Here is a 24113-nt window from a genome sequence, read left to right on the forward strand (position 1 = left end):
GGGACCCGCGGGTCCCTTCAAATATAGTTTAAACTTACAACCGAGTATTACAATCCGTAAAAGCGGATGTAGTCGATTTCGCCGTTAAAGTAGCGATCGTGCTTGGCCTGATTTACAGCATCGTACGCAATGCCAATGTTGTAGCCCAGCTGAGAAACATCGCCCGAGGCGCCAGCCCAAGCGGTGCGCTGACCGTTCTGGTAAACGATCACGGAGTCGGCGGTGCGTTCCACACGGATGTCGTTCCATTCGCCAAGAGCAAGTTCCTTACCCTTGAGGACATTCCATTCCGTGCCATCGACGTCGGCATCGCGGAAATGAACCGTGAGCACGCCTTCGTCCACGCGGACAATCCAGCCGTCACCATAGCGTCCAGGAGGTTCGGCAGCGATAATGTTCTGCATTTCACCGAATTCGACCGGCTTGACGCGGGCGCTTACTGCGAATGTATTGCGCTGGAACACCTTGGAAAGGCTGATCGGCAAACCGGATTTGCCATCGAGAGAAACGGTGGTGTCTGCAACGGTCGGGTTACCAACTGCGACCTTCGTAGAATTGTTGGCCATGCGATCGAGGCCCACAAACGTAGGTTCGTTGAATTCCCATGCAGCAAGCAGCCATTCGCTCTTTTCGACCACGGCGCCCACGGTAAAGCCCTTGAACACGCCGAAGCGGATATAATCCATTTCGCCGATGAAGTAGCGGTCATGGAAAGACTGGTTCATGCCATCGTAGCCAATGCTCCAGTCGTAAGCCATCTGGGTCAAGTCGCCCTTATAAGCGGCAGCAACGGTCACTTCGCCATTCTGAATCAGCTTGACGCTGTCGGCGCTACGTTCCAGGCGGATATCGCTCCATTCATTGAGCGCCATTTCCTTGCCCGGGAAGATATTCCAGTCGTCACCGTCCTTGTCGGTATCACGCAAGTGAACCGTCAAGACGCCTTCGTCAATACGGAGCTGCCAGCCGTCCACGCCACGTCCAGGAGGCTCGGCCACGACAATGTTCTGCATGGTACCGAACTGGGTGGGCTTGACGCGCGCTTCAACCACAAATTCGTTGATCTTGATGTCGTTTTCGAGCGACACCTTAAGACCGGATTCGCCATCGAAGCGAGCAACGCCGGAATCAGAAGAAACCGTACCTTCGCCAGCAGCGGCATTATGTCCGTTACCCGTTACATCGAGGCCCACATTTGCGGCATCGTTGAAGTCCCATTCGGCAACCCATTCAGTTATCACGGAATCCTTGGTTAGGTCAATCGAGTCGACCACCGTCTCCACGGTATCGATTACCTGGACAGAATCAATCGGGGTGTCTTCGATTTCGTCGATATTTTCGACGCCAATCTGTTCCACGGACCCGTTACCGCAGTGGCACTGGCCCGGAACAAGGATATCAAAGCCAATCGTAAGCTTGCCGCTCACCTGGACCACCTTGCCGGAATCGTCCTTGAAGGCAGCGATAATCTGGCCGTTGACCCAGAACACGACAATCTTACCAGCGCGTTCCATACGCACGTTGGCCAAAGTCTTCTTTTCGATATGTTTGTCGGTCTTAAACTTGTGCCAATCGCCGTTGCCGTGATTGCGCCAAGAATACACGATAGCGCCACCTTCAACCTGGATCATCCAAGCGGCACCGTCGCCATCGACGCCGGCAGATGCAACGGTATAGGTAGAATCGTCTTCGACCTGCACATCAGCATCAACCGCAAAATTGTCACTCTGCAGAGTCGTATCTACATCGACAGTCACCGTAGAATCAGCAGTAGGACCGGAAAGATCCCAGGATTCCACAACGGAGCGTCTGTACTTGGCGAGGTGCGTCCGGGCATCTGCGATATTCACGCGGATCACGTTCTGTTCTTCGCTCACGGAACCCGTCAGTGAAGATGATGACGACTCGGTGGAGCAACCGACCATTCCGATTATCGCCATCGAGGCGAGCGCGGGGATTGCATACCATTTTTTCATTTTGTCTCCTTCACCCCTTTATTCTGGGTAAACATTCACTGTAAGAAAATAATATTTTCCAACGTAGAAAGCAAGTAGGAATGTAAACTACTTTTTGATTTTGGTCAAAAATCCGTACTGGAACGGGATATAACTCAAATGAGCCAGGATATTGGGCATGAATTTGAGCTGTTTGCGGATACCCACGATGCGCTCCACTTCCAGGCCGTTTTCCTTGGCGAAGCGGATAAAGCTCTTTTTGGTCCAGAAAGTCTTGTGGTTGATATCAAGAACGCCAAGCGCACGTTCGCCCTGGTCCACCTTGACATAGCGGAAATCCCTGGTCAAGACAATCTTGAGGATGTTTTCGACGCAAATAAAATTCGGGAGCGAGAGAAGGATATGGCCTTCCGGAGTCAAATGCTGCTTGCAGAAATTGATGAGGTCTACCGGATCGTTCACGTGTTCCAGCACGTCGCACATGACTATCAGGTCAAACTTGCGGTCCTCTTTATAGTCTTCGTAAAGCACATGATGGTATTCGTTGAATCCGCCCGGAAAATTTTCCGCCGTCTGGCAGTCGGTACGGTTCTCGGGTTCGATTGCCACCTTGTAGGAATCCTTCGGGTAGATTACGCAGTTCTTGCCAGAGCCGGCACCAATTTCCAAAACACTCTTGGCATCTTTCGGGACGAGCATGGCAATGTCGTAACGTATTTTATTCGGGTACATAAAACCTCTTTTTTTTAGCAAATATAAATTTTTTTATCAAAAATACTATTATTGTGCACAATGGCAACCGATAAAACAGCGTCCAAGCTCTTTGCAAAGCGGATATTCCAGCTTATTGTAAGCGTGGGAGGATTCGCCTATATCTTTTACAAGGTGCCATTTTCAAGCGTCGTAGACAATTGGAGCCTTTCGATGACTCCTTGGATCCTTTTGATGCTTGTCGCCGCGAACTTGATTATGCTGATTCAGGCGAACCGCTGGAAGGGTCTTTCGGTGCAAGGGCCCGAAATCCCGTTCAAGACCTACTACGCCTACACCGCCATGGGCTATTTTTTCAACAACTTGCTGCCTACGGGTTTCGGGGGCGATGCCGTCAAGTCGCTTGCATTCGGCAAGAAATTCAACCAGACGAGCCAATCGATTTCGGCGGTACTCCTGTCGCGAATCCAAGGACTATTGGCCATGTTCCTGTGTTTCTTTATTGCACTCCCCTTCGCCTTGAGCAAGACCGAAGTTCCCTTTGCCTACACCATGACCATGACTATAGCGATGCTTGTCTGCATGGTGTTCGTGGTTCTTTGCCTGTTTTCGGACAAAGTTCCCGTTCCGGACGTAATCCTGAACAAACTCACATTCATTCCCAAAATGCAGAAGAGCCTTTCTATCTATAGGCAATACAAAAAGCAAGTTCTACTTTCGTCTCTGGACTCCCTATGGTTGCAGCTTTTGACCCTTTTTATGGCCTATGCCTACTTTAGAGCCGTAGGGCTAACGATCGACATCAGCATTCTTGTTGTATTTACAAGTATTACAATTGTCATTTCGATGCTTCCGGTTTCGCTGAACGGAATCGGCGTGCGCGAAGGCGTTCAAGTCGCCCTATTTACCGGGATTCTCGGAATTCCCGCCCCTGTCGTGCTTTCGGCCGGACTTTTGGGCTACATTCCGTTACTTTTCCAGGCTTTACAGGGGGCCGTTGTACTTTTGGCGGCAAAAAACAACACTTTGCCAAAAAATAATTAAAATTTCTTTACATCTTCTGTTTTTTTTGTTATCTTAGTGAACAAACAAAATGGAGGACCTCCTTTATGGGATTTTCAAACAAACTTTTGGTTTGCGCATTTGGTGCAACAATGCTCTTGGCTGGCTGCGGAAGCAAAGGTAGTTCCGACGACAAGCCTACTAGCCCGGCGGCAGATATTCCCGAGACCACGAATTTTAATGTTTCTGGCTGCAGCGAATTGAACGATGCCAACGCCCAAGCTCAGCTTGAATCGGCCAAGGCAACTATCGTAGACATTCTGCAGAGCCTGGGCGAAGGCGATTTCCATAACGCCCAGCAAATCAGCGCCCAAACCAAGGCGACATTCAAGTCTGTTTTGGACAAGTACCCCTCCAGCTGCGAAGCCCAGCTCGGTTACGCCCTTAGCATTGTCACCGACCTTGTGAACAACAAGGAAATCAAGGGATTCATTGACACCGTGAGCAACAAGAAAGAAATTGTCGACATGAACGTCAATGACTACAACAGAATCCTTATGACTACCGACGGCAAGCTCCTTACAAGCGTGGCCCAGACCGCCATGGCAGAAGCGATTCCTTCCCTGGATTCTGCAATCATCTACCTAAGGAACATCGTCAACAACAAGGACTTCACTTGCAAGTACACCTATAAGGACCGCACCTTTGAACTGGACCGCGGCGAATTTTCACCGGCACTTGCAGGCCTTTTTGTTGCAAAGGCAGCCCTTACGTTCGGTGCAAGCTTGAACATCGACTTCTCGGACAACGGCAACTATGACTGGATGAACAATCTTGAAAATATGGATGAATACGAAACATCCAAAATCAACATGCAGCAGATTGAAAGACTCCTCAGCAAAAAGAGTTCCTTCTCGACTGTTTACGACAACTGGAAGTCAAACTACAAGAATATTCCGAACTTGTTGGACAGCGCCATTAGCTACGTAGAACTCGGCCTCCAGTACGGAATTGACGAATCCAAGAACGGGACCGCTACCCAGATGAACGATCCCTACATTGTAGGCGATGGTGAAATGTCCGACGTAAGCGCCAAGGATTTCCAAAAAGCAATCGATTCGTTGGAATACTATCGTCTGGGTCTGCGCACCGGTGTTGAAGTCACGTTGCCACGCGGATCCAAGATTACCGTCAATATCGCAAAATTCTTTGAAATCACCGACGGTTTCCAGGACTACCTGCCGTACCACCACATTAACCAAGCTTCCGAATGGTACAAACCCGATGAAGGTTACGATTGGGCAAATATCCTTTTCTACACCTCATACGCAGAACACGAACTCGGAGTTGCAATCAAGAACGAACTCAAGAAGTCTATGACGATTACAGACTTTGAAGCATGGATTAGTTCACCTTATTACAGCTCGGATGAATCCAATGCATCTGCAAGAATGTGCATGGACATCGAAACGGCCGATGACTACTCTTACAAGTGCTTTAATCTTGCAGTAAACAACTGTACCGTTTCGTTCACCGAACCTGAACAAGGCTCTGGCTATTACTATGGCGACACCGATTTATCCATCACACTTTCGCCGGTTAAGCTGAGTTCCGAAGTCTGCAAGGTGGAAAACGGGACATCCTTGTTTGCAACCGCTTACCAACATCAAACAGAAAACTTCTTCTACTTTACTGACGCAAGCGGTAAAAAGACCATTTCCATGCAGGGTCTTGAAAATGGTCATATCGTTAACGGAGAACTCGTTGATTACACTCCCCGTGAACTTGGCAAATTCATTATCTTCCCGGATATCACCTTCGGTGGCGTACTCCCGGGCATGACCGCCGAAAAGTTCTGGGACATCATCGCCACTGAATCGGAAGATGACGACGATGATGACGACGATTGGGGTTATCCGGTTGATTACGGTTACGATTACTAATCGTGAAACTCTTCAATAAAATAATGCTTGCATTAGGGGTCGCAAATATTGCGGCCCATTCTTTCAGTAATGCAGGATTCGCCGATTGCAGCGGACTGTTTTTATTGCACATGAGCGACAAGCAGTTTTCGGCAAGGCAATGCGGCGTTCACGATTCCTTTGAAGCGGAGAACCTGAAAGTCTATGGCGACCTGCGCCATATAACCTATCAAGGACGTTACAGCGAAAAAAAGGACCACTGGGACGCTAAAGGGCTAAACAGTCTAGACATTGCAAGTGTCGGCTTCGAAAATAGATTCAAGTACATTACCCTCGGAGTCGATGTCAGTAGCCTGCCGTTTATAAAATCAACGATTGCCGTACACCGCTCCGACTCGCTCTTCCGCATTGGAACAAGCATGGGCCGCGGGGTTGTTGACTTGGGCGACATTAAGTGGGCGTCCGAAGACTACAGCACCATCGTTCCCGAGATTTCAGTAAGCTGGGAATCGCACCTGTTCTACCGGAACCTTTCGGCAGAATTCAACCCAGACATCCATCATTTTGGACTGTCAGGGACATACTTGCAGTCTTCGCCAAGAAACCCGGACAAGGAATACTACGTCAGGGATTCGATTAACGTGCTTTTGCTGCATGGCGAATACGGCGCCGCCCTCGGCAAGAATCATTTGCAGCTCGGCTATTCTTTTGCCGATGCGGAAGCTCGCCTGTACGGGATTTACCAGCAGGAAGAAAGCCGCAAGCGCTTTATGTACCTTCCGCTTGAAGCGAGGCTCCACTTGATTCAAGCGGAGTGGAAACGCGGCAGCCTGAATACGAACTTGAATTACGCCCACCTTACAGGCAAACTAAGCGCCAACCAAGACCGCTTTTACGAATCGCTCGCCCCTAATAGGGCGCTCCCCATCTCCGTCTTGAAATCGCTTTCGTTCAGCTTTTTACAGAAATTGTTCAGGATTGACGCCGATCTTGACGCAAGCGGAATCTTTGGCGGCGCTTTTTACCAATGGCATTTCGGGAACAAGTATTCCATTAACCCCAGTGCTGGAATTGAAGCGTATTATGCGAGCGGCACCCTCGATGTCGACAAGAAAATCGAAACGCTTATCTTGGTGACATACAACGAGCAGCATGAAATCTACACGCGAGAGCTCAAGAGCGCAGGCGGTGTAGCTTCGCTCGGGTTGGAACTTCGCCGAGAAGGAAGAGTCTCTATTGCCCTCGATTACGGCATTGCGCAATTGATTCCGGTATATATCAGCTACAAGGAATTCTTGCCCGACGACAAGGCCAACAATGATTCCGGCAACAGCAATTCAGGACAGGGAGGCTCCGGCAAAGGAAATTCTTCTAATTCCAAGGATTCTGACGTACAGCAGGAATCCAAGAAAAAATCCGGAGACCTCGAAACAGAAAAAGGGGCCGCATTCCGTAACGGATTTGCGACCCACTTAAGATTATTATTAAAATTCTAAACGGGATGCTCAGTTGGTAGAACTTAGTTGGTAGAGCTTAGAAAAATAATCTAAGTTCTAAGCTCTAAATTCTAAGTTCTATACTACTCCCAGACTTCCGTCTTGAGTTCGCGACCCCACATTTCCTTGATGACATCGTCCACATTCTTGCCTTCGAACAAGAGGGCGTGAACGGCGTTTACAATCGGCATTTCGACACCGAGCTTGTCAGCGAGAGCCTTGGTGCTCTTGCAAGTCGGAACGCCTTCGGCCACCATCTTCATGCCGCCGAGGACCTGTTCGATGGTTTCGCCCTTACCGATGTGTTCGCCCACATAGCGGTTGCGGCTATGCTGCGAAAGGCAAGTCACAATCAAGTCGCCCATGCCGGCAAGGCCAGCGAATGTTTCGGGCTTTGCGCCGAGAGCCTTACCGAGGCGGCACATTTCGGCCTGACCGCGAGTGAGGATAGCGGCACGGGTATTGTCGCCAATCTTGTACTTGCCACCGGCTTCAAGGCCGTAAAGCACACCAGAAGCGATAGCAATCACGTTCTTGACAGAACCGCAAAGTTCCACGCCCACGATGTCGGTAGAGGTGTAAACACGCAGGTAAGAGCAGCTCATGGTCTTCTGGACGAGCTTGGCGGATTCTTCGTTCACGCAGGCAGAGACAATCGCCGTGAGAATGTGGCGGCTGACTTCTTCGGCATGCGACGGACCGCTAAAGGCGACCATTTTGTCTTCGGTGAGCCAAGGAACGTTTTCGAGCAAGACTTCGCTCATGAGCTGATTCGTGCCTTCGAGAATACCTTTCGTAGCGCAAACCACCACCGGTTCCTTACCCTTGGCGGGAGTCCACTTGCCGAGATTCTTGGCGACACCGCCCATAAACTGGCTCGGCACCACAATCAGAACCATTTCGCAACCTTCAAGGGCCGCATTCATATCGGTTGTATATTTAAAGTCTGCCGGGAAAATCACGCCCGGAAGTTTGTCCTTGTACTGGTGTTCCGTAGAAAGCAGGTCCACTTCGGCCTGGGAATTTGTCCAGAACATGACTTCATTCTTGTTCTCGTACACCACCTGGCCAAGAGATAAGCCCCAGCCACCTGTACCTAAAACTGTAACCTTCATAATTTCGTTCCTAATAAAAGCTATGAGCGCGGTCGCCTTCGGCTCCCTTTGAGGTTTGAGGACGCTTCGCTTTGAGGTTTCAGCGACCTTTTATAACAATCTACAATAATTACGCCTTGGGAGTCTTACGTTTGCTGCCAAAACCGTTCTCAGTGCCGTTCATAAGGCGCTTAATGTTGGATTTGTGCTTCACAATCACGAAAACAGCCACAATAAGGCAGGTAATCATCAGACCAAGGTTAATATCGTCGGGCGGGAACGGCAACTTCAGGTAACCCATCACGGCAAAGGCGCCGAGAGCCACACACGCTGCAATGCTACCCACCGACACATACTTCGATGCAAATGTGAAAATGATCCACACGCCAAAAGCGCTAAGTGCCGTAATCGGGCAAAGGGCCAAGAACACACCCAAAGCGGCGAGCACGCCCTTACCGCCACGGAAACCGGCAAAGCAGGTGAAGCTGTGGCCCAAAATCACCAAGAGACCAGCGACAAGCGGAACCCAGTGGGAGTAATCCGCACCACCAGCAGCCACCTGGGCTTCGCACATTTTCATGGCAATCCACGGACCGAAGAAGCCCTTGAGCAAATCCAGGAAAACAACGGGAAGCGCGGGTTTCCAACCGAGTACGCGAAACGTGTTGGTGAGGCCCGCATTCTTGGAGCCGTAATCTCTAATGTCGAACGACTTTCCCTTTGCGATTTTTGCGATCCAGATCGCGCTCGGGATTGACCCCAGCAAGTACGCTATTGGAAGACTCAGTAAACTGTTCAAGATCTTCATCCTTTCTAAGGGTTAATTTCTGGTCGAAGTTCAAGCGGAGGGGTGCGCCCTGCAGCTGGAATTCTTCGTAAAACTGTTTGAGCAAGTAACGCTTGTAAGAATCGGCCACCAGTTCCGGCGTGCGGGTTTCGATAGCAATCACGGGAGGCTCCACCATAATCTGGCAGGCGCGAGTAAGCTGCACCACGCGGGCGTTCTGGCTAGGCACCGGATTCTTTTCCAAGAAGCTAGCAAAGGCGGTTGCAACGCGGTCGCGGCCAAGCACACGGCGGCAGTTGGCATACACCGTCTGAATGGCCTGTACAATGCGGTTCACGCGCTGGCCTTCCTTGGCGCTCGCCGAAATAATCGGCACGTATTCAAGCATCGGCTCGCGTTCGAGCATTTCCTTGACCATATGGTCGAAGGACTTTTCGGTCTTGTCCGGGAAAATGTCCCACTTGTTGAGCACAAGCACCAGGCCCTTACCGGCCTTGCGGATTTCGGTAATGATGCGGAAGTCCTGGACTTCGAGACCTCGCGTGCAGTCAACCATCAAGACCGACACGTCGGAGCGGCGAATGCTTTCGAGCGTACGCATGTTGCTGAAAATTTCGACTTCGTCTTCGACCTTCGCCTTCTTGCGAAGACCTGCCGTATCGGTCACCACGAACTTGACACCGTCGACCGCAAAGTCGCAGTCAATGGAATCGCGAGTCGTTCCCGGAATATCGGACACCACGGCGCGGTCTTCGTTCAGCAAGCGGTTCAGGAGCGTGCTCTTGCCTGCGTTCGGGCGGCCGAGAATGGCAAAGCGAATCGGGCGTTCTTCACGGCGTTCACCACGCACAGGTGTGGGGAGCACTGCAATGACTTCGTCCATGAGCGAGAGACAGGCGTAGCCCGTGAGCGCACTGATGGTACGCGGAAGCCCAAAACCAAGCTTCAGGAATTCGTAGCTTTCTTGACGGTCGGCACCGTTTTCGCTCTTGTTCGCGACAAGAATCACCTTCTTGTCGAGTTTGCGGACCATGCGCGCAAACTGTTCGTCGAGTTTGGTAATGCCCACGCGGACATCGACCATGAAGAGCACCAGGTCAGCCTCTTCGACGGCGTTAAAAATCTGGGTGCGCACGCTATCGGCGAGCACATCGATGGAATCGTCCGGCAAGAAACCGCCAGTATCGACCACCGTAAATTCATGGCCCTTGTAATTCGCATTCTGGTAATGGCGATCGCGGGTCACGCCATCGCGGTCAGACACGACAGCGGCGCGACGCCCCAATATGCGATTAAAGAGCGAGGACTTGCCCACGTTCGGGCGCCCTACTATACATACGATAGGTAATTTCATCATATACAAATATAGGAATTTAGTGTTTAAATCCTAGATAACGACACAACTAATCCCAACACGAAATACTCCTAAGCTGACTAAAATCACAAAAAAATATTATTTTAAAGACGGATTGAAGATCATTCGTTAGGAGTGCCAATGGGAAACAACAAACTCTGGATAGCATTTTTAACCGTTGTCGGAATTTGCACGGCGTGGGCAAAACCGCTGTTCATCGGCTACTACCCCGATTGGGGAAAATGGCACAAGCCCGCCTACACCGTAGACAAGGTGCCGTACGAAAAGCTGACTCACGTGCTGTGGAGCTTTATCACGCCCGATACCGACGGAAGCCTGCGTGGCGATGCCGCAGACGACCCGAGCGCCCTCGACGAAATGGTCGCACTCGGACATGCCGCAGGGACGAAAGTCATCGTCTCGCTCGGCGGTGGCGGGCAGAGCGAAAACTTCGTGCCCGTCGCATCGGACGACGCGCTCCGCCAAAAGTTTATCGCGAACCTCGTGAAGTTCGTTGCCGACCACAACCTGGACGGCCTCGACATGGACTGGGAATGGGAATACAACCCCGTACCCGATGCCGACACCATCGCCTACAACAAACTGCTCACAGAGCTCCGCGCCGCACTTCCCGAAGGCAAAACGCTCTCAGCTGCGCTCCCCTGCTCACAATATTACGGGAAATACTTCACGCCCGAAGTCCTCGTGAAGAACCTGGACTGGTTCGGGTTCATGACCTACGACATCACCGGCGACTGGGACGAAAAAGCCATGTTCGATTCGCCGCTCTACCCGCACAGCGGCTACACCACCTGGTCGTGGGAACAGACCCGCGACTACTGGAAAAAACGCGGCGTCCCCACCGAAAAGATGGTCTTCGGAATCCCCTCGTTCGGATTTGAATTCAAGGGCGCAACGGGCCCCGGCACCGATTTTACCAAGGGTTCAGCCAAGCAGGTCCCGTACAAGGACATCGTCGCGAATTCCGAATGGGAATTCTTTTTCGACAGCGTCTCCGTGTCACCTTACGGCGTATCAAGTACCGGATACGTGACCTTCGAAGACCCGCATTCTTCTGCCGTCAAGAGCCGCTGGGTCAAGGATAACGGCTACGCGGGCATCATGGTGTGGGAAGTTTCGCACGACTACATCGAAGGGGTCGGGAACCCGATCCTCGACAGCATCGCGGTCGTTTTGCGCGACGGTTCCACCGACGCAATTCCATACGCCCGCAAGATCCGCACCACATCGCAGCCCCGGGCGCAAGGCACCTCAGGCAAGCAGGTAGACGCCCTCGGCAAAAGCGTGAAAGGCAAACCGAAGTTTATCCGTATTTTCGAACCTTAAAAGATTCATTTTTTACTTGACTTAAGCCATTCAACACGATAGATTTAGAGTAACGGGTATTCCCGACAGGAGTGTGTATGGTGAAAAACTTGATAATCGCAGGTAGCGCGGTTGCCTTTTTGGTAACTGCATCATTCGCGGCGGACCGTTCCGTTGCCCTCAACAAAGAAATCGAGACGCTTGAGCCCATGAAGGGTATCGTGTTCTGGCCCGACCAGGCCAAGAGCCAGAAGGACCTTCAAAAATCAATTTCGCTCGAATTCTCGTACTGCCTCCCCTGCGCCGTGGTGAAGGGCAAGACCGACGACAAGATTAACTACGACTGGAGCAGCTTCGAAAAAATGCTTGACGATATCGCGAGCCGCGGGCACCAGGCCATCGTGCGTTTCCGCATCGAGTACCCGAGCGCAACCATCACGAACGCATCGGGCTGCACCGAGAAGGTAAAGGGCGCCACCGCAGTCCCCAACTACATCAAGGCAAACAAGTCCTACACCGAGACGTATTCCGAAGACCCGGGCGGCGACGGCCCCACCTACTACGCCGACTGGAGCAACAAGGAACTCCTGTGGTTCTACAAGCAGTTCTACACAGACTTTGCCGCAAAATACGACAAGGATCCGCGCATCGCCTTTGTGCAGGCGGGTTTCGGGCACTGGGGCGAATACCACATCTACGGCACCAAGCTCAATTTCGGAGTCAACTTCGCTACCAAGGATTACCAGGCCGAATTCCTGACGCATCTTGATAGTTTGTTCAAAGAGACCCCATGGAGCATCTCCATTGATGCGGCAGACAACAACTACACGCCCGTCGCAGGCAACAAGACCTTGCTCGGGCTCAATTTCGGGCTGTTCGACGATTCCTTCATGCACAAGGAACACGATATCTCGCAGGGCAACGGCGACAACGAGCGTAACTGGCGCGACCTGGGTACGGATCGCTGGAAAACGGCTCCCGGCGGAGGCGAAATCAGCTACTACACCGAAAAGGACCAGCGCGAGTTCCTGAACCCGGCAGGCCTTTACGGAGTCACCTGGGAAGATGCCGCCGCCAAATACCACATGACCTACGTGATAGGCAACGATGCGCCCGAAGGCAGTTACGCCACCAAGGAGCGTGTGTACGAGGCCAGTTCCTATGCGGGCTACAAGTTCGAAATCACGGGCTATGCGGTCAACAAAATTTCTGCAGCCGTGCGCGTGAAGAACATCGGCATCGCACCGCTTTACCACAACGCCTACGTGACCGTGAACGGCGTGCGCAGCGAAAAATCGCTCAAGGGCCTCCTCCCCGGCGAAGAAGCGACCTTCACCGTCGCGGGCCTCACAATCGGCGATAGCGAAACGCCCGAACTCACCATCACCGGCGACAAGCTTTTGAAAGGCGCGACCATCCCCTACAAGGCAAACCTCAGCGCCAGCGCCGAAGTCATCGAAGGGCTTATCGACGAGGACGGCCCGACCGCAATCGCGGGGACTCGCAACCTAAATTCCGGCAAAAACGACCTCGGCAAGACCCGTACAGACAAGCGAACCGACCTCAAGGGTCGAAGCGTACCGGGCAAGGCCGCACACGGGGCGTATTATCCGAAAAAAGTAAAATAGCCGAAACCAAGGCACTATTCACGCTTTTTCAGCATCGCCATAATGCTGTGGTACGCCTGCGTGCATTCAATCTGCATAATGGTGGTGATTTTGTTGCCGCCATCTTTTGAAGATGCGCCACAGTGGAAAAGCTTCTCGCTTTTCAGTCCGTAATCCAGAAAGATGTAGCGGTCATGAAATTTGTCCTTTGTCTTGTTCATGGCAAACTTTACATCGGGGCGTGCGGCAAGAAAATCTTTCTTCATCTGTTCCGTCAGGGTTTCAAAACTGCGATTATCACTATAGATTGTCACAGAGACCCCCTTTGCAATTTGGCGTAACAGGTCAAGAGTCTTCACGCCGATATAGTCATCGATAATCGTAATGGATTTCTTCGCCATGCCGTAAATCTGCGTATAGGCAATGTCGGCGTCCAGCCGCTGCCCATTCAAAATCAAGAAATGCTTGTAGGTACTCGGATCGACAAAATTTTTCATGACTTTCTGGAGATCTATATTCATCTTGCTGAACTCGCCACGCATTTCATGTACCTCGCCAGAAAGAACCTTGACATCAGCCGATACATCAGCGATATCCCTTGTGTTCTGGGCTGTTTGCAACGCCAGCGGAGTGACTTCCAATCCATTGAGCAGAAAGCCTTCAGATACAGCATAATCTTTCAGCAGTTTAAAAAGGCGGATGAGCGCCTTGCTCTGTATCGTCGCCTGTTCGCCTTTGAGGACGGTCATGAGCATGTAGATGCCCTGCTCGGTAAATGCGTAGGGCATTTTTCTTGTTCCGCCCCGGTTTGATATCAAAAATTTTGATATCAAACCTGCGAATTCCGTTTGCGTTATCTGAAAGCGGAAATCATCGTCAAACTTTTCAATGTTGTTTTTTACCTGTTGGTTGAAAGCCCCGGTGCTATATCCGTAAATCTCCGCCAAGTCGACGTCAAGCATCACCTTGACCCCGCGGATAGTGTAGATCCGTGACTTAAGCATGTTCTCGTCTATCAAGGAAAAGCCCGGTTCCACTGCGACCAGTCCCCTATTTTTCTCTTTTTTCGCCATTTTTAGTTCCTTTTAAAAACAAAAAAAGACCGTTCCGCTTATGCGGAAACGATCCTTAATACCACCCTTTCTGGTGTTTGGCAAGGAATATACAAAAAGGAGGGCGGGAAAACAAGTACTTTGTCTATCCCTAACGCCAGTTAGGAGCGGAAACTCTAAATTTTACAAGATTTTATGGTTTTAAATCATCTATTTTAACGCTAGTTTCGACTCGCTTGTAAGTTCGTTTTTGCATTCCTTTGGCCGGTCCTTTTTTGATAGTATCCAAACGGACTGCCTCAAAAACACCGAGGAAACGAACTTCGTCTATTCCGAAATTATTTCGAACATGCATAAATACAATTCTTTTTGCCCTATTTTCATTCCATGGTCCATCTGGAATATTTTTGGTATTGCATTTTTCCATTTCCTTTGGAATTTCTTCTATGATTGATCCATCTTCGTTTAATGTATTTTTCCAGCCATTTCTTGTTATCACGGTTTCATCGTCCAATTGCATAGCCAAATACGGACACCATAACATATAAGAATTGTTTAACTTGACGAAGCCCCTGCCAAGATTTGTAACAGAATGACCAACAATGTTGTATATTTCTGTTATTCCCTTATAAGTAACACCATCATTTACATCAAATACGCCTTTTGAAAAGACTTCCTTCTTTCGCGTTTCTTCGTTTTTCCAGGATAATTTTTTATTATTTCTCTTTTCGTATTCTTCAATCAGTTTCTTGATTTTTTCGACCTTGTCATCAATCTGTGCATTTACGTTTTCGATTGTTTTTAATGTCTTTTTATCCTTACCAATTTTTATTCTATCTATTTTGCAATTAACTGCATCTAGAATATCATTTGCTCTATTGGCATCTAATTCCTGATTTGATTGCTTTTCATGTGCGGGCTCGTCAACTTCAATGCCATAATTTAATTGAGGGAAATACAAATCTAATAAATAATATTTTCTGTTATCCGAATTAGGATAATTTGGATTTCTTACATATTTTTGAGTCATTGGAATTAAATCTGGATTAGCAACTTTGGCATATATCGCATTTATTACAAAATTTTCGTATTTTTTTCCATTTGTTCGTCGATTAAGCATTAAAGCCAAATACTCAAGTTTATCCATTTTGAAACTCCTTTGCCAAATAGACTGAAATACATTTTTGAACTAACATCTAGAGAGAATATAGGTTAAATTTTTAGAAAAAAAACAAATAATTGTCTTATAAAACGTTTGTTTTTATAAAAAAACGTTTTATTGCCATTTATTGACACTATAAGAAATGTATATTATAAAGCAGAAATAGCGAGTTTTTCATGAAAATCGACATAAAATCATCCGAAGACTTTATAAGGTTGGCCAAGGAAGCGATAGACCAAGAAAACTCGGGAATGGCTAAAGTTCCTTCAAATCAAACTGACCCAAGAAATATTCCCAGAGACGGAGCGGAATCAGCATCACTTGCAGCTATGCATTTTTTGTCTTTTTTGTGTAAAAAAGTGAGCATTCCTAACTTAGATTCAATCTTTAATGACATTTGTCATGTAGGCACATCGTTTATCACTGCCATGGAAGATGGCGGAAGATACTATAGCGGAATTTATAGTCTCAATCGGATCATTCAACTATCCCAGGAAAACAACAAACTAGCAGACCTTCCTAGCTTTCAGAGAGCATTTCCTACCATAGAGAGACAGAGGCAATCATCAATCCAATATTTTAGCAAGCATATAGATGGAGTCATCCGTTTTTTGCGAAATCAACTAACTTTTGTTTCTGAACCACACTCTATCAACCCCAATCAACTCAATCCAAGGGACATTCCTTGCGAAAACGCTAGAGAACTTGAAGAAGCGGGTTATAAAATTCATGAACTTTATTGCAAGAAAGCACAAATAACAGACCCAAAGTCTTACATCACTGAACCCTGTTTTCAGCAAAAGTTCTTGTTTCCTGCAATGGATGCTGGAATAAAATACAAACAATGCATACATTGTCTCAATAAAATAATTGAACTATCGCAAACAAATGATACCCTTGCAAATCTCACCGAATTTAAAGAAGCCCTACCAACCATAGAGGAATTGAGAGAAACGACCATCAAAGCCTTTCATTTCCACATAGATGCTGTTGATGTCTTCTTACATAAGCAATTGACACTGGTTTCTCAACTGTAAGGTTATTGTCTTAGCTTTTGCAATTTCAGGGGTTTTAGGGGCGTAGCCCCTAGGCGAAAGGGTAGCGGATGATACGGCTAGATGGCGGGTTCCTTCGACTATCGCTCAGGACAGGCTCTGCCCGCCATGACGACGTAGCAGGAGCGAGGGGAAGGCTTTCCCCTTTCAAATAATCAAAACTAGATTCTTCGACTCCGAACCTTGCGGTTCTCCGCTCAGAATGACACAATAAGGGCGTTTTTCGGTAGCATTTCTCTCGTCTCTCGTCTCTCGTCTCTCGTCTAAATACTATCTTTGTGCCCACTATGGAAACTCGTTACAATTCTAAAGATGTGGAAGCCCGGTGGCATAAGACCTGGGCAGAGAATAACAGTTTTGCACCCAGCGGAAAGGGCGAACCGTTCTCGGTCGTGATTCCGCCCCCGAACGTTACCGGCGCGCTCCATCTGGGACACGCACTCAACGATACGCTCCAGGACATTTTGGTACGCTACCGCCGCAAGACGGGCCGCGACACGCTGTGGATTCCGGGTACGGACCACGCGGGCATCGCCACGCAGGCAGTTGTCGAAAAGCGCCTTTTCCAGGACGAACACAAGACCCGCCACGACATCGGCCGCGACGCGCTGGTGGAACGCATCTGGAAGTGGAAGGACGAATACGAAGCCCGCATTACGAAGCAGCTCAAGAGCCTGGGCGTCAGCTGCGACTGGAGCCGTCAGCGCTTCACGCTGGACCCGGTCTGCGCGAAGGCCGTGCGCCACGCCTTCTTCAACCTGTTCAAGAAGGGCCTCATTTACCGCGGCAAGCGCCTGGTGAACTGGGATACCAAGCTCCAGACCGCCGTTGCCGACGACGAAATCTACTACGAACACGTGAAGGGCCACTTCTGGACGTTCAAGTATCCCCTGGCCGACGGTTCGGGATTCATCCCCGTTTCAACGACCCGTCCGGAAACCATCATGGGCGATACCGCCCTCGCCGTGCACCCGAACGACGAACGCTACGCGCAGTACATCGGCAAGATGCTCAAGGTGCCATTCGTTGACCGCGAAATCCCGGTGATTGCCGACGCCATCCTCGTGGACAAGGACTTCGGTACGGGTTCCGTGAAGGTGACTCCCGCACACGACCCGAACGACTATGCGACGGGCCTGCGCCACAAGCTCCCGATGATCAACATCATGAACGATGACGGCAGCCTGAACGAGAACGCCGGCAAGTTCCAGGGACTCAAGGGCCAGGCCGCCCGCGACGCCGTGGTGGCTGGTCTCGAAGAACTCGGACTTTTGATCAAGGTGGAAGACCACGAAATGGATGTGGGCCACTCTGACCGTTCCAAGACTGTGATCGAGCCGTACCTCAGCGACCAGTGGTTCGTGAAGATGGACGTGCTCGCCGAAAACGCGATGAACGCCGTGAAGTCGGGCGAAATCAAGATTATCCCGGAACGCTACGCCAACAAGTACCTGGACTGGCTCGCCGAAAAGCGCGACTGGTGCATCAGCCGTCAGCTCTGGTGGGGCCACCGCATTCCTATCTGGCATACCGACGCTAGCGAAGACGAACTGAAGGCCGCATTTGCCGGCCGCGACGACATCTACTTCTACAAGGCCGAAAACGGCGGCTACCTGGTGTGCAGCCAGGAAGAAGACCTGAAGCCCGACGCGGTGCCGGGTCACGAACTCAAGCAGGAAGAAGACGTGCTCGACACATGGTTTTCCAGTGGACTCTGGCCGCACTCCACCATGGGCTGGCCGGAAAACACCGACACGCTCAAGCGCTACTACCCCACCAGCGTGCTCGTGACGAGCCGCGACATCATTACGCTGTGGGTCGCCCGCATGGTGCTCTTTAGCCAGGAAAACATGGGCACGGTCCCGTTCCACACGGTGTACATCCACCCGAAGATTCTGGACGGCAATGGCCAGACCATGAGCAAGTCCAAGGGCAACGGCGTGGACCCGATGGATATCGAAGAGAAGTACGGTACCGACGCTCTCCGCTTTGTGATGGCAAGCCTTTGCACCGACAACCAGGACGTGCGCCTGCCGGTGAAGAAAGAAAAGCAGCCGGATGGCCGCGAAATCAACACCAGCGAAAAGTTCGAAATCGGCCGTAACTTCAGCAACAAGCTGTGGAACGCCTGCCGCTTCCTTTACCCGCAGCTCGAACAGGCCGGTGCGCTTGCCGCCGAACTCCCGATGGACAAGAGCCTGTTCGCCTTGGAAGACAAGTGGATCTTGAGCCGCCTGCAGACAACCATCAAGGACGCGACCCGCATGCTCGAAGAATACCATTTCGCCGAACTCGCCGGGTTCCTATACCGTTTCGTGTGGGACGACGTCTGCTCCAGCTACTTGGAAATCAAGAAGGCCGTGATCAACAACGAGACGCTCACCGCCGAGAAGAAGAACGCCATGGCCATCCTCAGCTACGTGCTGAAGAACGTACTTGACCTGTTGCACCCGGTGATGCCGTTCATTACCGAAGAGCTCAACAGCATCCTGTTCCAGGGCAGCGAAATGGTCATCAGCCGCGCATGGCCCAAGGCCGACGAATCGCTCATTGACGAACAAATCGAAGCCGCATTCGACCAGGCATTCGCCGTGGTGGAAAGCGTGCGTGGCGTGCGTGGCCGCTACAACGTGAGCCCCGCCACCAAGCTCAGCGCCGTGGTGAGCGTGGACGACGCCGCAACGGAAGCAAGCGTGAAGGACTGCATGGCAATCATCACCGAACTTTCGGGTCTTTCTGACCTGAGTGTTGCCGTGAAGGCCGTGAAGCCGAAGTTCAGTGCCAGCGCCGTGGTGCCCGGTGGCGAACTCTACATCCCGCTGGAAGGAATCCTCGACCCGGCAGCAGAAATCGCCCGCCTCGAAAAAGAAATCGAAAAGGCCAAGGCATTCGCTGCCAGCATCGAGAAGAAGCTTTCGAACAAGAAGTTCGTCAGTGGCGCTCCCGAGGCGGTAGTCAACGCCGAAAGGACGAAGCTCGCTACGCAGCAAGACATCATTGTGAAAAATGAGGCTGCGCTGAAGGAACTGAAGTAAGCCTCCACTCGTCATCCCCGCGAAGGCGGGGATCTCCCAAGCAATTTAAAAGAGGTGTTCCTAACGGAACACCTCTTTTTTTTATTAACTTATCGTTATTAAGCGTTCCATTTTGATTATTTGCTTTTTTCCAATATTTCCTTCAATAATTTTTTATAATCATCAAATTTGGGCTTTGTCGCCGAGTAGTGGGGCAAATAGAAGACTTTGTATCCATCTTTTTCAATAGTCTGCTTTAAAAAATTTTCCGTATCACGACCAAGAGCTATCAAGCATGGCTTTTTCGCCCCACAAAGAAGCACAATCTCCCTTTTGAGCGTATCAATATGTCTTTCAAGTAAAGTTCTATTTTTCTTGTATTTATTCACCCTTTCCTTAGCCGTCTTCGATTTGTCATTTTTGATTAAATCTGTAATATAAGACCCTTCAGCAATACTTCCTAGAATTGCATAGCGAAGCTTGTGATCCCTACCGTACTCGTAGCTACTATGAAAATTTGACCAACAAACATTCTGTTTATGACCAGTTTTACCATCATGCAACGAAGACCCGTTAAATGCAACAAAAACAAATTTTGTTTTTATTTTCTTTATCAACTTTTTCTCATCTTTTGCCCAATTCATAGAGCCAACATTTTCTCTTGATTTTGGATTTCCGCAAGCTTTATCCCAGAGTACCCAGCTAGCAAGAGATCCAAATTCCTCTTTCAAAAGTTGATATTTATCCATTGATATACTCATAACTTTACCTCATTATTGATTTGGTTATCCAACATATTCATACATTTCAAATATATACCATAATTTACAAAGCAAACAGAAAAATGTTTTTTTTGCGTTAGGGATAGTGACCCCTTGGGCGGAGACCTGCGTAGCAGGGCTCCGTTTTAGGAGGCGGGCGACAAGCGAAGGCGACAGCCCCTAAAATATAACCCGACCCACGAAGTGGGGAACGCCCTTACAAGTAAGCCAAGTATCGCGACCAAGCTTACTTGGACATGATTGAGGCTACCCTTAAAGAGCAGAAGTAATCCAGATTCCGGCTCGAGGCCGGAATGACGTTCATACAAATTCAAAAGAGGTGTCCCACAAGGGCACCTCTTTTTGCATTCATCTATTTTCCGAATAAATCCGAATGTGAACCAGTCGCAGTCGCCGAAAGAATCAATTCGTCATTAAATATCTGATACATCAAAAGCCAATCCGGCTCAATATGACATTCTCTAAAATCGGACAAAGTTCCAACCAACTGATGATCTCGATTGTTAGGCGGAAGTGGTTCACCTTTCGACAACTTATCCAGTACAGCGATTAATTTGTTTAAGTCTTTGCCGCGCTTTTTCATGACCTTGACGTCATGTTTCATGCGGCTTGTGTACTTAATTTGGAACAAAGGCTATTCCTCCAGCATAGAGGCAACAGCATCTGCAGCCGTGGCGTAAGGGCCATGGAGATTCTTGCGACTACGTGTATCTTCAATAGCCTTTTCCAAGGATAAGTCCTCGGGTGTATGACGGACTTCAAAAGGAATCCCTTTACGCTCAATGGCAAAAGTCAAGAATATGCGGATAGCCGTAGAGGTATCCATACCGAGAGACTGGAACAAGTCGTCCGACTTCTTTTTCAGGTCATCATCGACCCTCATTTGCAATGTAGCCATAATCAAGCTCCTTTTTCCATAAATATACATTATTCATAAGCACAAGTCAATAAAATTGTATAAAAACGTATTGACAAATCAATACTGCATCAATCAAAAATTTCATTACAACGGACTCTTTTTAATAACTAGGTTCCTTAAATTTTTCAGTTTCACGGCACTTGGGGTCGTCGTAAAAAATCGCGTATCGGATCGCCCAGGGTCGTCGTTCATCCTCTGGCGTTCGATAGTCTGGCATATGAATAAACTTCCTTCCATCGAAATCCAAGTAAGCGTTCATACAAAGTCTTCGTTCTCCATTCCAAAGAGCTTGAATGGAAACAATTTCACCATGCTTTATCGTATATTCAATTTTCAAGGTTTGATAAGCAATTCCCTTATTATACCAAACAATTTCATCAGCTGGAGCATTTCCGTCAATATATACTTTGTAAGAGAAAAACTCTCCTTCTTTTCGAATTCCATTTTCCGGAACACGATATTCTTGGTCCAAGACAAAGCGATACGAAACAATTCTTTTGGCAGTCTTTGTTTGATACGCCACGACCTGAAAATCTTTGGGAGAAACTCCATCAGGGAGATTTCCGACAACAGTAAGAATCGTATCCATCAAGTCAATCCTTTGTGGAGCCATTCCAGAATGACTCGACTGCACAGAATTTGATGTTCCCGTACAAGCAACTAGAAACGCAAGCAAAAAGAAGAAAACAATTTTCATTTCACCTCAACAACCCAGTCTGCAAATTCATCACCCGATGTTCTCAAAATAGGCAGTTCCTTGGATTCATTATCGGAGAGAAGAATCGCCTTAAAAACTTGAGACGACTCATCACAAAACATCTTTATGGTTCGGTATGGAACACCCTCTTTGTGCCACACCACAAAATATCTATCACGACTATTATCACCCCAAGAACTGCCAGGCTTACAAGACCTTGGCCCATACCGATAAAATTCTATTTGACGAGTATTTCCATCATAATTCAGAGCGTGCCAATGAACATTTTTATTTTCTAAAGGACAATCTCCACTAAAACAATCTCTTTGAACGTAGGCAACAACAGATTCTTTTTCAATCGGGGCATTTTTAGGCAAGGATTCATTAACACGTATTAAATGGCTTGGATAGGTACAAGCCGTAAAAAGCAAAGCAACAAGCAACAACAATAAAAATTTCATCACAAATAAATATATATATAGCATGGACCGTGCGGGGGACGTCCAAACAATAGAGGCTTTCAATCCGTCCAAAATCACACTTTTTTGCGCACCCCTTAAATTGCGGGTTATTTTTACTATTTTCTAGAGATGGATTAAAAGGAGAAAAGAGTATGGAATTCACCAAATTTCTATTTGCGGGCGCATTTTGCGCATGCACCTTAGCCACAAGCCTACATGCGACAGAATGCAGCTACGAGCCCCCCGTCAGGGAATCAGGAAGCACCGGAGCTTATTTTGAATACCCAGCAGTATCTCTCTATCTATTCGAGGGCAGCTACCTGGACCTCTCCAAGATGGATCAGCGCGATCCCACTGTAAAGAACGTTTCCGGCACCGACACGATATGGATGTACAGATCCGAGCTGGACTCAACCATGATCGTAATCGCTTCCGAGAAGGTGGTCAAGGTGGCGCGCGTCGCCTATTCCGACAACCAAGACGACTTCGTTGATTCGCTCTTCAGCGTGCATCACGACGCCGTATTCAAAGACGAGTTCGCACGGTTGCAAAAGGCGGGCGTTTTCAAGGGCACGGCGGAACAGGCGGATTCCCTGGTGAACCATGTTTTTGAACTCTGCGGTAGATACTATTGGAAAGAAGGAGGCTACTCCGGCTGCGAATTCAATCCGCCCGAATTAAGACGGAGAAACGACGGTAAGGATATCGACAAGGCTGATGTACCGCTAGCAAGCTCGGCTGTGGCCGGAATACACGCCTTCCTCCTCGACACGCTGAACTTCTGCCCAGATTACAGGTTCGCGGCAGACACTATTACAACCACAATCGCCCCGAAGTTTTCACAAGCGAACGCCAGTTTCACGAAGCTCAGCCAGAACCGCTACCAGATTGCAGGCGCTAGGCCCAACTCCCCGTACAAGGCGTTCAGCCTGAACGGTCAACTGATCGAAAGCGGCATCTTGAATAACGGCGTGTTTTCAGCAAAAAAATTGCCCGTCATTCTGATGCTGAACGACGGGCGAAGCATTTACTTGAAAGACTAGTCGAGTTACAAGCACACAAACTTGCGCATGCTTGCGAACGTCGCCAAAATGCTCAACAGCACCGACACGGCAAGCGTTACAACAGGCACGAAAAGCCCGCTCAAGAAGGCCTCGTGACCGAGTTGCACCAAAAGGAGCAGCGGCACTATCAAGAATAAAGTAATATGCGTCGCCGCACGCACCGTACGTACGCGTAGCGATACAATCAAGGCAAACGAGGTCGTAAGAAGCACCGCCGAAAGCGCTCCGAGGACGGACGCCACCGCCACTTGCGTCGAAATTTCGGAGTGCGAGGCCCAATAACCGAGCTGTGCCAGAATCGCAAACACCACCGGGAACGGAAGGATTGCCAAAAGCTTGCCCCAAAAAAGTTTTGCAGGAGCGATCGGAGCAAGTTGCAAAAGTTCAAGGGAATTGCGTTCGCGTTCGCCCGCAAAGGTATCGCCTGCAAGGGGCGAGCCCATGGGCGCCATCAGGCAACCGAGCAAGAGCATCATGTAGCCTTCCATACCTTGCATAATCTGTCCGCCATAACGCGATACGGCAATGCCCTGGCTCGCCGCAAGAATCACCGGCGGGATAATGAACGGAATCCAGAAGCGCGGATCCCTAAAAATCAGTCGAAGTTCATGTTTGAATACGTGGAACATAGCAATTATCCATCAATAAATTTA

Annotated in this window: 21 protein-coding genes; 8 read left to right on the top strand and 13 right to left on the bottom strand. The window is 49.3% G+C overall.

From position 1 onward, the window contains the following. Positions 1-47: 47 nt before the first annotated feature. Positions 48-1976 (bottom strand): LamG-like jellyroll fold domain-containing protein, encoded by a 1929-nt coding sequence (locus tag BUC02_RS02470; RefSeq protein WP_073318168.1) that lies wholly within the window; start codon positions 1974-1976, stop codon positions 48-50. Between the two features lie 87 nt (positions 1977-2063). Next, positions 2064-2687 (bottom strand): class I SAM-dependent methyltransferase, encoded by a 624-nt coding sequence (locus tag BUC02_RS02475; protein ID WP_073318171.1) that lies wholly within the window; start codon positions 2685-2687, stop codon positions 2064-2066. Between the two features lie 60 nt (positions 2688-2747). Here BUC02_RS02475 and BUC02_RS02480 point away from each other — a divergent pair, with 60 nt between their 5' ends. The 3 genes from BUC02_RS02480 to BUC02_RS02490 all read left to right on the top strand — a co-directional run bounded on the left by BUC02_RS02480 (position 2748) and on the right by BUC02_RS02490 (position 7086). After that, on the top strand, positions 2748-3710 hold the full coding sequence (locus BUC02_RS02480) for a lysylphosphatidylglycerol synthase transmembrane domain-containing protein (RefSeq protein ID WP_073318174.1): 963 nt from the start codon (positions 2748-2750) through the stop codon (positions 3708-3710). 65 nt (positions 3711-3775) lie between these two features. Beyond that, on the top strand, positions 3776-5611 hold the full coding sequence (locus BUC02_RS02485) for a hypothetical protein (protein ID WP_073318178.1): 1836 nt from the start codon (positions 3776-3778) through the stop codon (positions 5609-5611). 23 nt (positions 5612-5634) lie between these two features. Next, positions 5635-7086, top strand: a complete 1452-nt coding sequence (locus BUC02_RS02490) for a hypothetical protein (RefSeq protein ID WP_073318181.1) — start codon at positions 5635-5637, stop codon at positions 7084-7086. An 83-nt stretch (positions 7087-7169) separates the two neighbouring features. On the opposite strand, the gene BUC02_RS02495 is transcribed toward BUC02_RS02490, so the two are convergent. The 3 genes from BUC02_RS02495 to der form a co-directional block, all read right to left on the bottom strand. Further along, positions 7170-8201: an NAD(P)H-dependent glycerol-3-phosphate dehydrogenase gene (locus BUC02_RS02495; protein ID WP_073318184.1), complete on the bottom strand. Its 1032-nt coding sequence runs from the start codon at positions 8199-8201 to the stop codon at positions 7170-7172. 109 nt (positions 8202-8310) lie between these two features. Next, positions 8311-8946, bottom strand: coding sequence for a glycerol-3-phosphate 1-O-acyltransferase PlsY (gene plsY, locus BUC02_RS02500; RefSeq protein WP_175549787.1), 636 nt, complete (start codon positions 8944-8946; stop codon positions 8311-8313). After that, a complete protein-coding gene (gene der / locus BUC02_RS02505) occupies positions 8879-10324 on the bottom strand; it encodes a ribosome biogenesis GTPase Der (RefSeq protein WP_254794062.1) in 1446 nt (481 codons plus the stop codon). The genes plsY and der overlap by 68 nt, the downstream gene beginning before the upstream one ends. A 138-nt stretch (positions 10325-10462) precedes the next feature. Here der and BUC02_RS02510 point away from each other — a divergent pair, with 138 nt between their 5' ends. Continuing rightward, on the top strand, positions 10463-11668 hold the full coding sequence (locus BUC02_RS02510; RefSeq protein ID WP_073318190.1) for a glycoside hydrolase family 18 protein: 1206 nt from the start codon (positions 10463-10465) through the stop codon (positions 11666-11668). Positions 11669-11745: 77 nt separating this feature from the next. Continuing rightward, positions 11746-13275 (top strand): hypothetical protein, encoded by a 1530-nt coding sequence (locus tag BUC02_RS02515; RefSeq protein ID WP_073318193.1) that lies wholly within the window; start codon positions 11746-11748, stop codon positions 13273-13275. A gap of 14 nt (positions 13276-13289) precedes the next feature. Here the strand turns inward: BUC02_RS02515 and BUC02_RS02520 are convergent, their stop codons facing one another. Together BUC02_RS02520 and BUC02_RS02525 are read right to left on the bottom strand one after the other, a co-directional pair. Continuing rightward, positions 13290-14327, bottom strand: a complete 1038-nt coding sequence (locus BUC02_RS02520) for an ORF6N domain-containing protein (protein ID WP_073318196.1) — start codon at positions 14325-14327, stop codon at positions 13290-13292. 172 nt (positions 14328-14499) lie between these two features. Further along, on the bottom strand, positions 14500-15453 hold the full coding sequence (locus BUC02_RS02525; RefSeq protein ID WP_073318198.1) for an AbaSI family restriction endonuclease: 954 nt from the start codon (positions 15451-15453) through the stop codon (positions 14500-14502). A 191-nt stretch (positions 15454-15644) separates the two neighbouring features. Here BUC02_RS02525 and BUC02_RS02530 point away from each other — a divergent pair, with 191 nt between their 5' ends. Both BUC02_RS02530 and BUC02_RS02535 read left to right on the top strand, forming a co-directional pair. Further along, a complete protein-coding gene (locus BUC02_RS02530) occupies positions 15645-16505 on the top strand; it encodes a hypothetical protein (RefSeq protein ID WP_073318201.1) in 861 nt (286 codons plus the stop codon). Positions 16506-16810: 305 nt separating this feature from the next. Continuing rightward, the gene (locus BUC02_RS02535; protein WP_073318204.1) at positions 16811-19558 is read left to right on the top strand and encodes a valine--tRNA ligase; all 2748 of its coding nucleotides are present in this window, start codon (positions 16811-16813) and stop codon (positions 19556-19558) included. Positions 19559-19674: 116 nt separating this feature from the next. Here BUC02_RS02535 and BUC02_RS02540 read toward each other — a convergent pair whose 3' ends face one another. The 5 genes from BUC02_RS02540 to BUC02_RS02560 form a co-directional block, all read right to left on the bottom strand. Further along, positions 19675-20286 (bottom strand): uroporphyrinogen-III synthase, encoded by a 612-nt coding sequence (locus tag BUC02_RS02540; protein ID WP_217653060.1) that lies wholly within the window; start codon positions 20284-20286, stop codon positions 19675-19677. Positions 20287-20671: 385 nt separating this feature from the next. Next, on the bottom strand, positions 20672-20950 hold the full coding sequence (locus tag BUC02_RS02545) for a type II toxin-antitoxin system YafQ family toxin (RefSeq protein WP_073318211.1): 279 nt from the start codon (positions 20948-20950) through the stop codon (positions 20672-20674). 3 nt (positions 20951-20953) lie between these two features. Beyond that, on the bottom strand, positions 20954-21217 hold the full coding sequence (locus BUC02_RS02550; protein WP_073318214.1) for a type II toxin-antitoxin system RelB/DinJ family antitoxin: 264 nt from the start codon (positions 21215-21217) through the stop codon (positions 20954-20956). A 121-nt stretch (positions 21218-21338) separates the two neighbouring features. Next, entirely contained in the window at positions 21339-21935 is a 597-nt protein-coding gene (locus tag BUC02_RS02555; protein ID WP_073318217.1) for a hypothetical protein, read from the bottom strand. Beyond that, positions 21932-22396 carry a hypothetical protein gene (locus tag BUC02_RS02560; protein ID WP_139260984.1) on the bottom strand — a complete coding sequence of 155 codons (465 nt, stop codon included), beginning with the start codon at positions 22394-22396 and terminating at the stop codon, positions 21932-21934. The genes BUC02_RS02555 and BUC02_RS02560 overlap by 4 nt, the downstream gene beginning before the upstream one ends. 152 nt (positions 22397-22548) lie before the next feature. On the opposite strand from BUC02_RS02560, the gene BUC02_RS02565 reads away from it, so the two are divergent. Next, positions 22549-23439, top strand: coding sequence for a hypothetical protein (locus BUC02_RS02565; RefSeq protein WP_139260985.1), 891 nt, complete (start codon positions 22549-22551; stop codon positions 23437-23439). Positions 23440-23444: 5 nt separating this feature from the next. Here the strand turns inward: BUC02_RS02565 and BUC02_RS02570 are convergent, their stop codons facing one another. Further along, positions 23445-24089 carry an ABC transporter permease gene (locus BUC02_RS02570; RefSeq protein ID WP_073318226.1) on the bottom strand — a complete coding sequence of 215 codons (645 nt, stop codon included), beginning with the start codon at positions 24087-24089 and terminating at the stop codon, positions 23445-23447. Positions 24090-24113: the final 24 nt, after the last annotated feature.

The sequence above is a fragment of the Fibrobacter sp. UWOV1 genome (genome assembly GCF_900142495.1).
Classification (GTDB): domain Bacteria; phylum Fibrobacterota; class Fibrobacteria; order Fibrobacterales; family Fibrobacteraceae; genus Fibrobacter.

What these genes read in the sequence shown, in the direction of transcription:
- BUC02_RS02565 (WP_139260985.1), top strand. Translation starts at nt 22,549, where the DNA reads ATGGAATTCACCAAATTTCTATTTGCGGGCGCATTTTGCGCATGCACC.
- BUC02_RS02490 (WP_073318181.1), top strand. Translation starts at nt 5,635, where the DNA reads ATGCTTGCATTAGGGGTCGCAAATATTGCGGCCCATTCTTTCAGTAAT.
- BUC02_RS02510 (WP_073318190.1), top strand. Translation starts at nt 10,463, where the DNA reads ATGGGAAACAACAAACTCTGGATAGCATTTTTAACCGTTGTCGGAATT.
- BUC02_RS02540 (WP_217653060.1), bottom strand. Translation starts at nt 20,286, where the DNA reads ATGGATAAATATCAACTTTTGAAAGAGGAATTTGGATCTCTTGCTAGC.
- BUC02_RS02555 (WP_073318217.1), bottom strand. Translation starts at nt 21,935, where the DNA reads ATGAAAATTGTTTTCTTCTTTTTGCTTGCGTTTCTAGTTGCTTGTACG.
- BUC02_RS02560 (WP_139260984.1), bottom strand. Translation starts at nt 22,396, where the DNA reads ATGAAATTTTTATTGTTGTTGCTTGTTGCTTTGCTTTTTACGGCTTGT.
- BUC02_RS02525 (WP_073318198.1), bottom strand. Translation starts at nt 15,453, where the DNA reads ATGGATAAACTTGAGTATTTGGCTTTAATGCTTAATCGACGAACAAAT.
- BUC02_RS02470 (WP_073318168.1), bottom strand. Translation starts at nt 1,976, where the DNA reads ATGAAAAAATGGTATGCAATCCCCGCGCTCGCCTCGATGGCGATAATC.
- BUC02_RS02495 (WP_073318184.1), bottom strand. Translation starts at nt 8,201, where the DNA reads ATGAAGGTTACAGTTTTAGGTACAGGTGGCTGGGGCTTATCTCTTGGC.
- BUC02_RS02485 (WP_073318178.1), top strand. Translation starts at nt 3,776, where the DNA reads ATGGGATTTTCAAACAAACTTTTGGTTTGCGCATTTGGTGCAACAATG.
- BUC02_RS02570 (WP_073318226.1), bottom strand. Translation starts at nt 24,089, where the DNA reads ATGTTCCACGTATTCAAACATGAACTTCGACTGATTTTTAGGGATCCG.
- BUC02_RS02550 (WP_073318214.1), bottom strand. Translation starts at nt 21,217, where the DNA reads ATGGCTACATTGCAAATGAGGGTCGATGATGACCTGAAAAAGAAGTCG.
- BUC02_RS02480 (WP_073318174.1), top strand. Translation starts at nt 2,748, where the DNA reads ATGGCAACCGATAAAACAGCGTCCAAGCTCTTTGCAAAGCGGATATTC.
- BUC02_RS02475 (WP_073318171.1), bottom strand. Translation starts at nt 2,687, where the DNA reads ATGTACCCGAATAAAATACGTTACGACATTGCCATGCTCGTCCCGAAA.
- BUC02_RS02530 (WP_073318201.1), top strand. Translation starts at nt 15,645, where the DNA reads ATGAAAATCGACATAAAATCATCCGAAGACTTTATAAGGTTGGCCAAG.
- BUC02_RS02520 (WP_073318196.1), bottom strand. Translation starts at nt 14,327, where the DNA reads ATGGCGAAAAAAGAGAAAAATAGGGGACTGGTCGCAGTGGAACCGGGC.
- BUC02_RS02515 (WP_073318193.1), top strand. Translation starts at nt 11,746, where the DNA reads ATGGTGAAAAACTTGATAATCGCAGGTAGCGCGGTTGCCTTTTTGGTA.
- der (WP_254794062.1), bottom strand. Translation starts at nt 10,324, where the DNA reads ATGATGAAATTACCTATCGTATGTATAGTAGGGCGCCCGAACGTGGGC.
- BUC02_RS02535 (WP_073318204.1), top strand. Translation starts at nt 16,811, where the DNA reads ATGGAAACTCGTTACAATTCTAAAGATGTGGAAGCCCGGTGGCATAAG.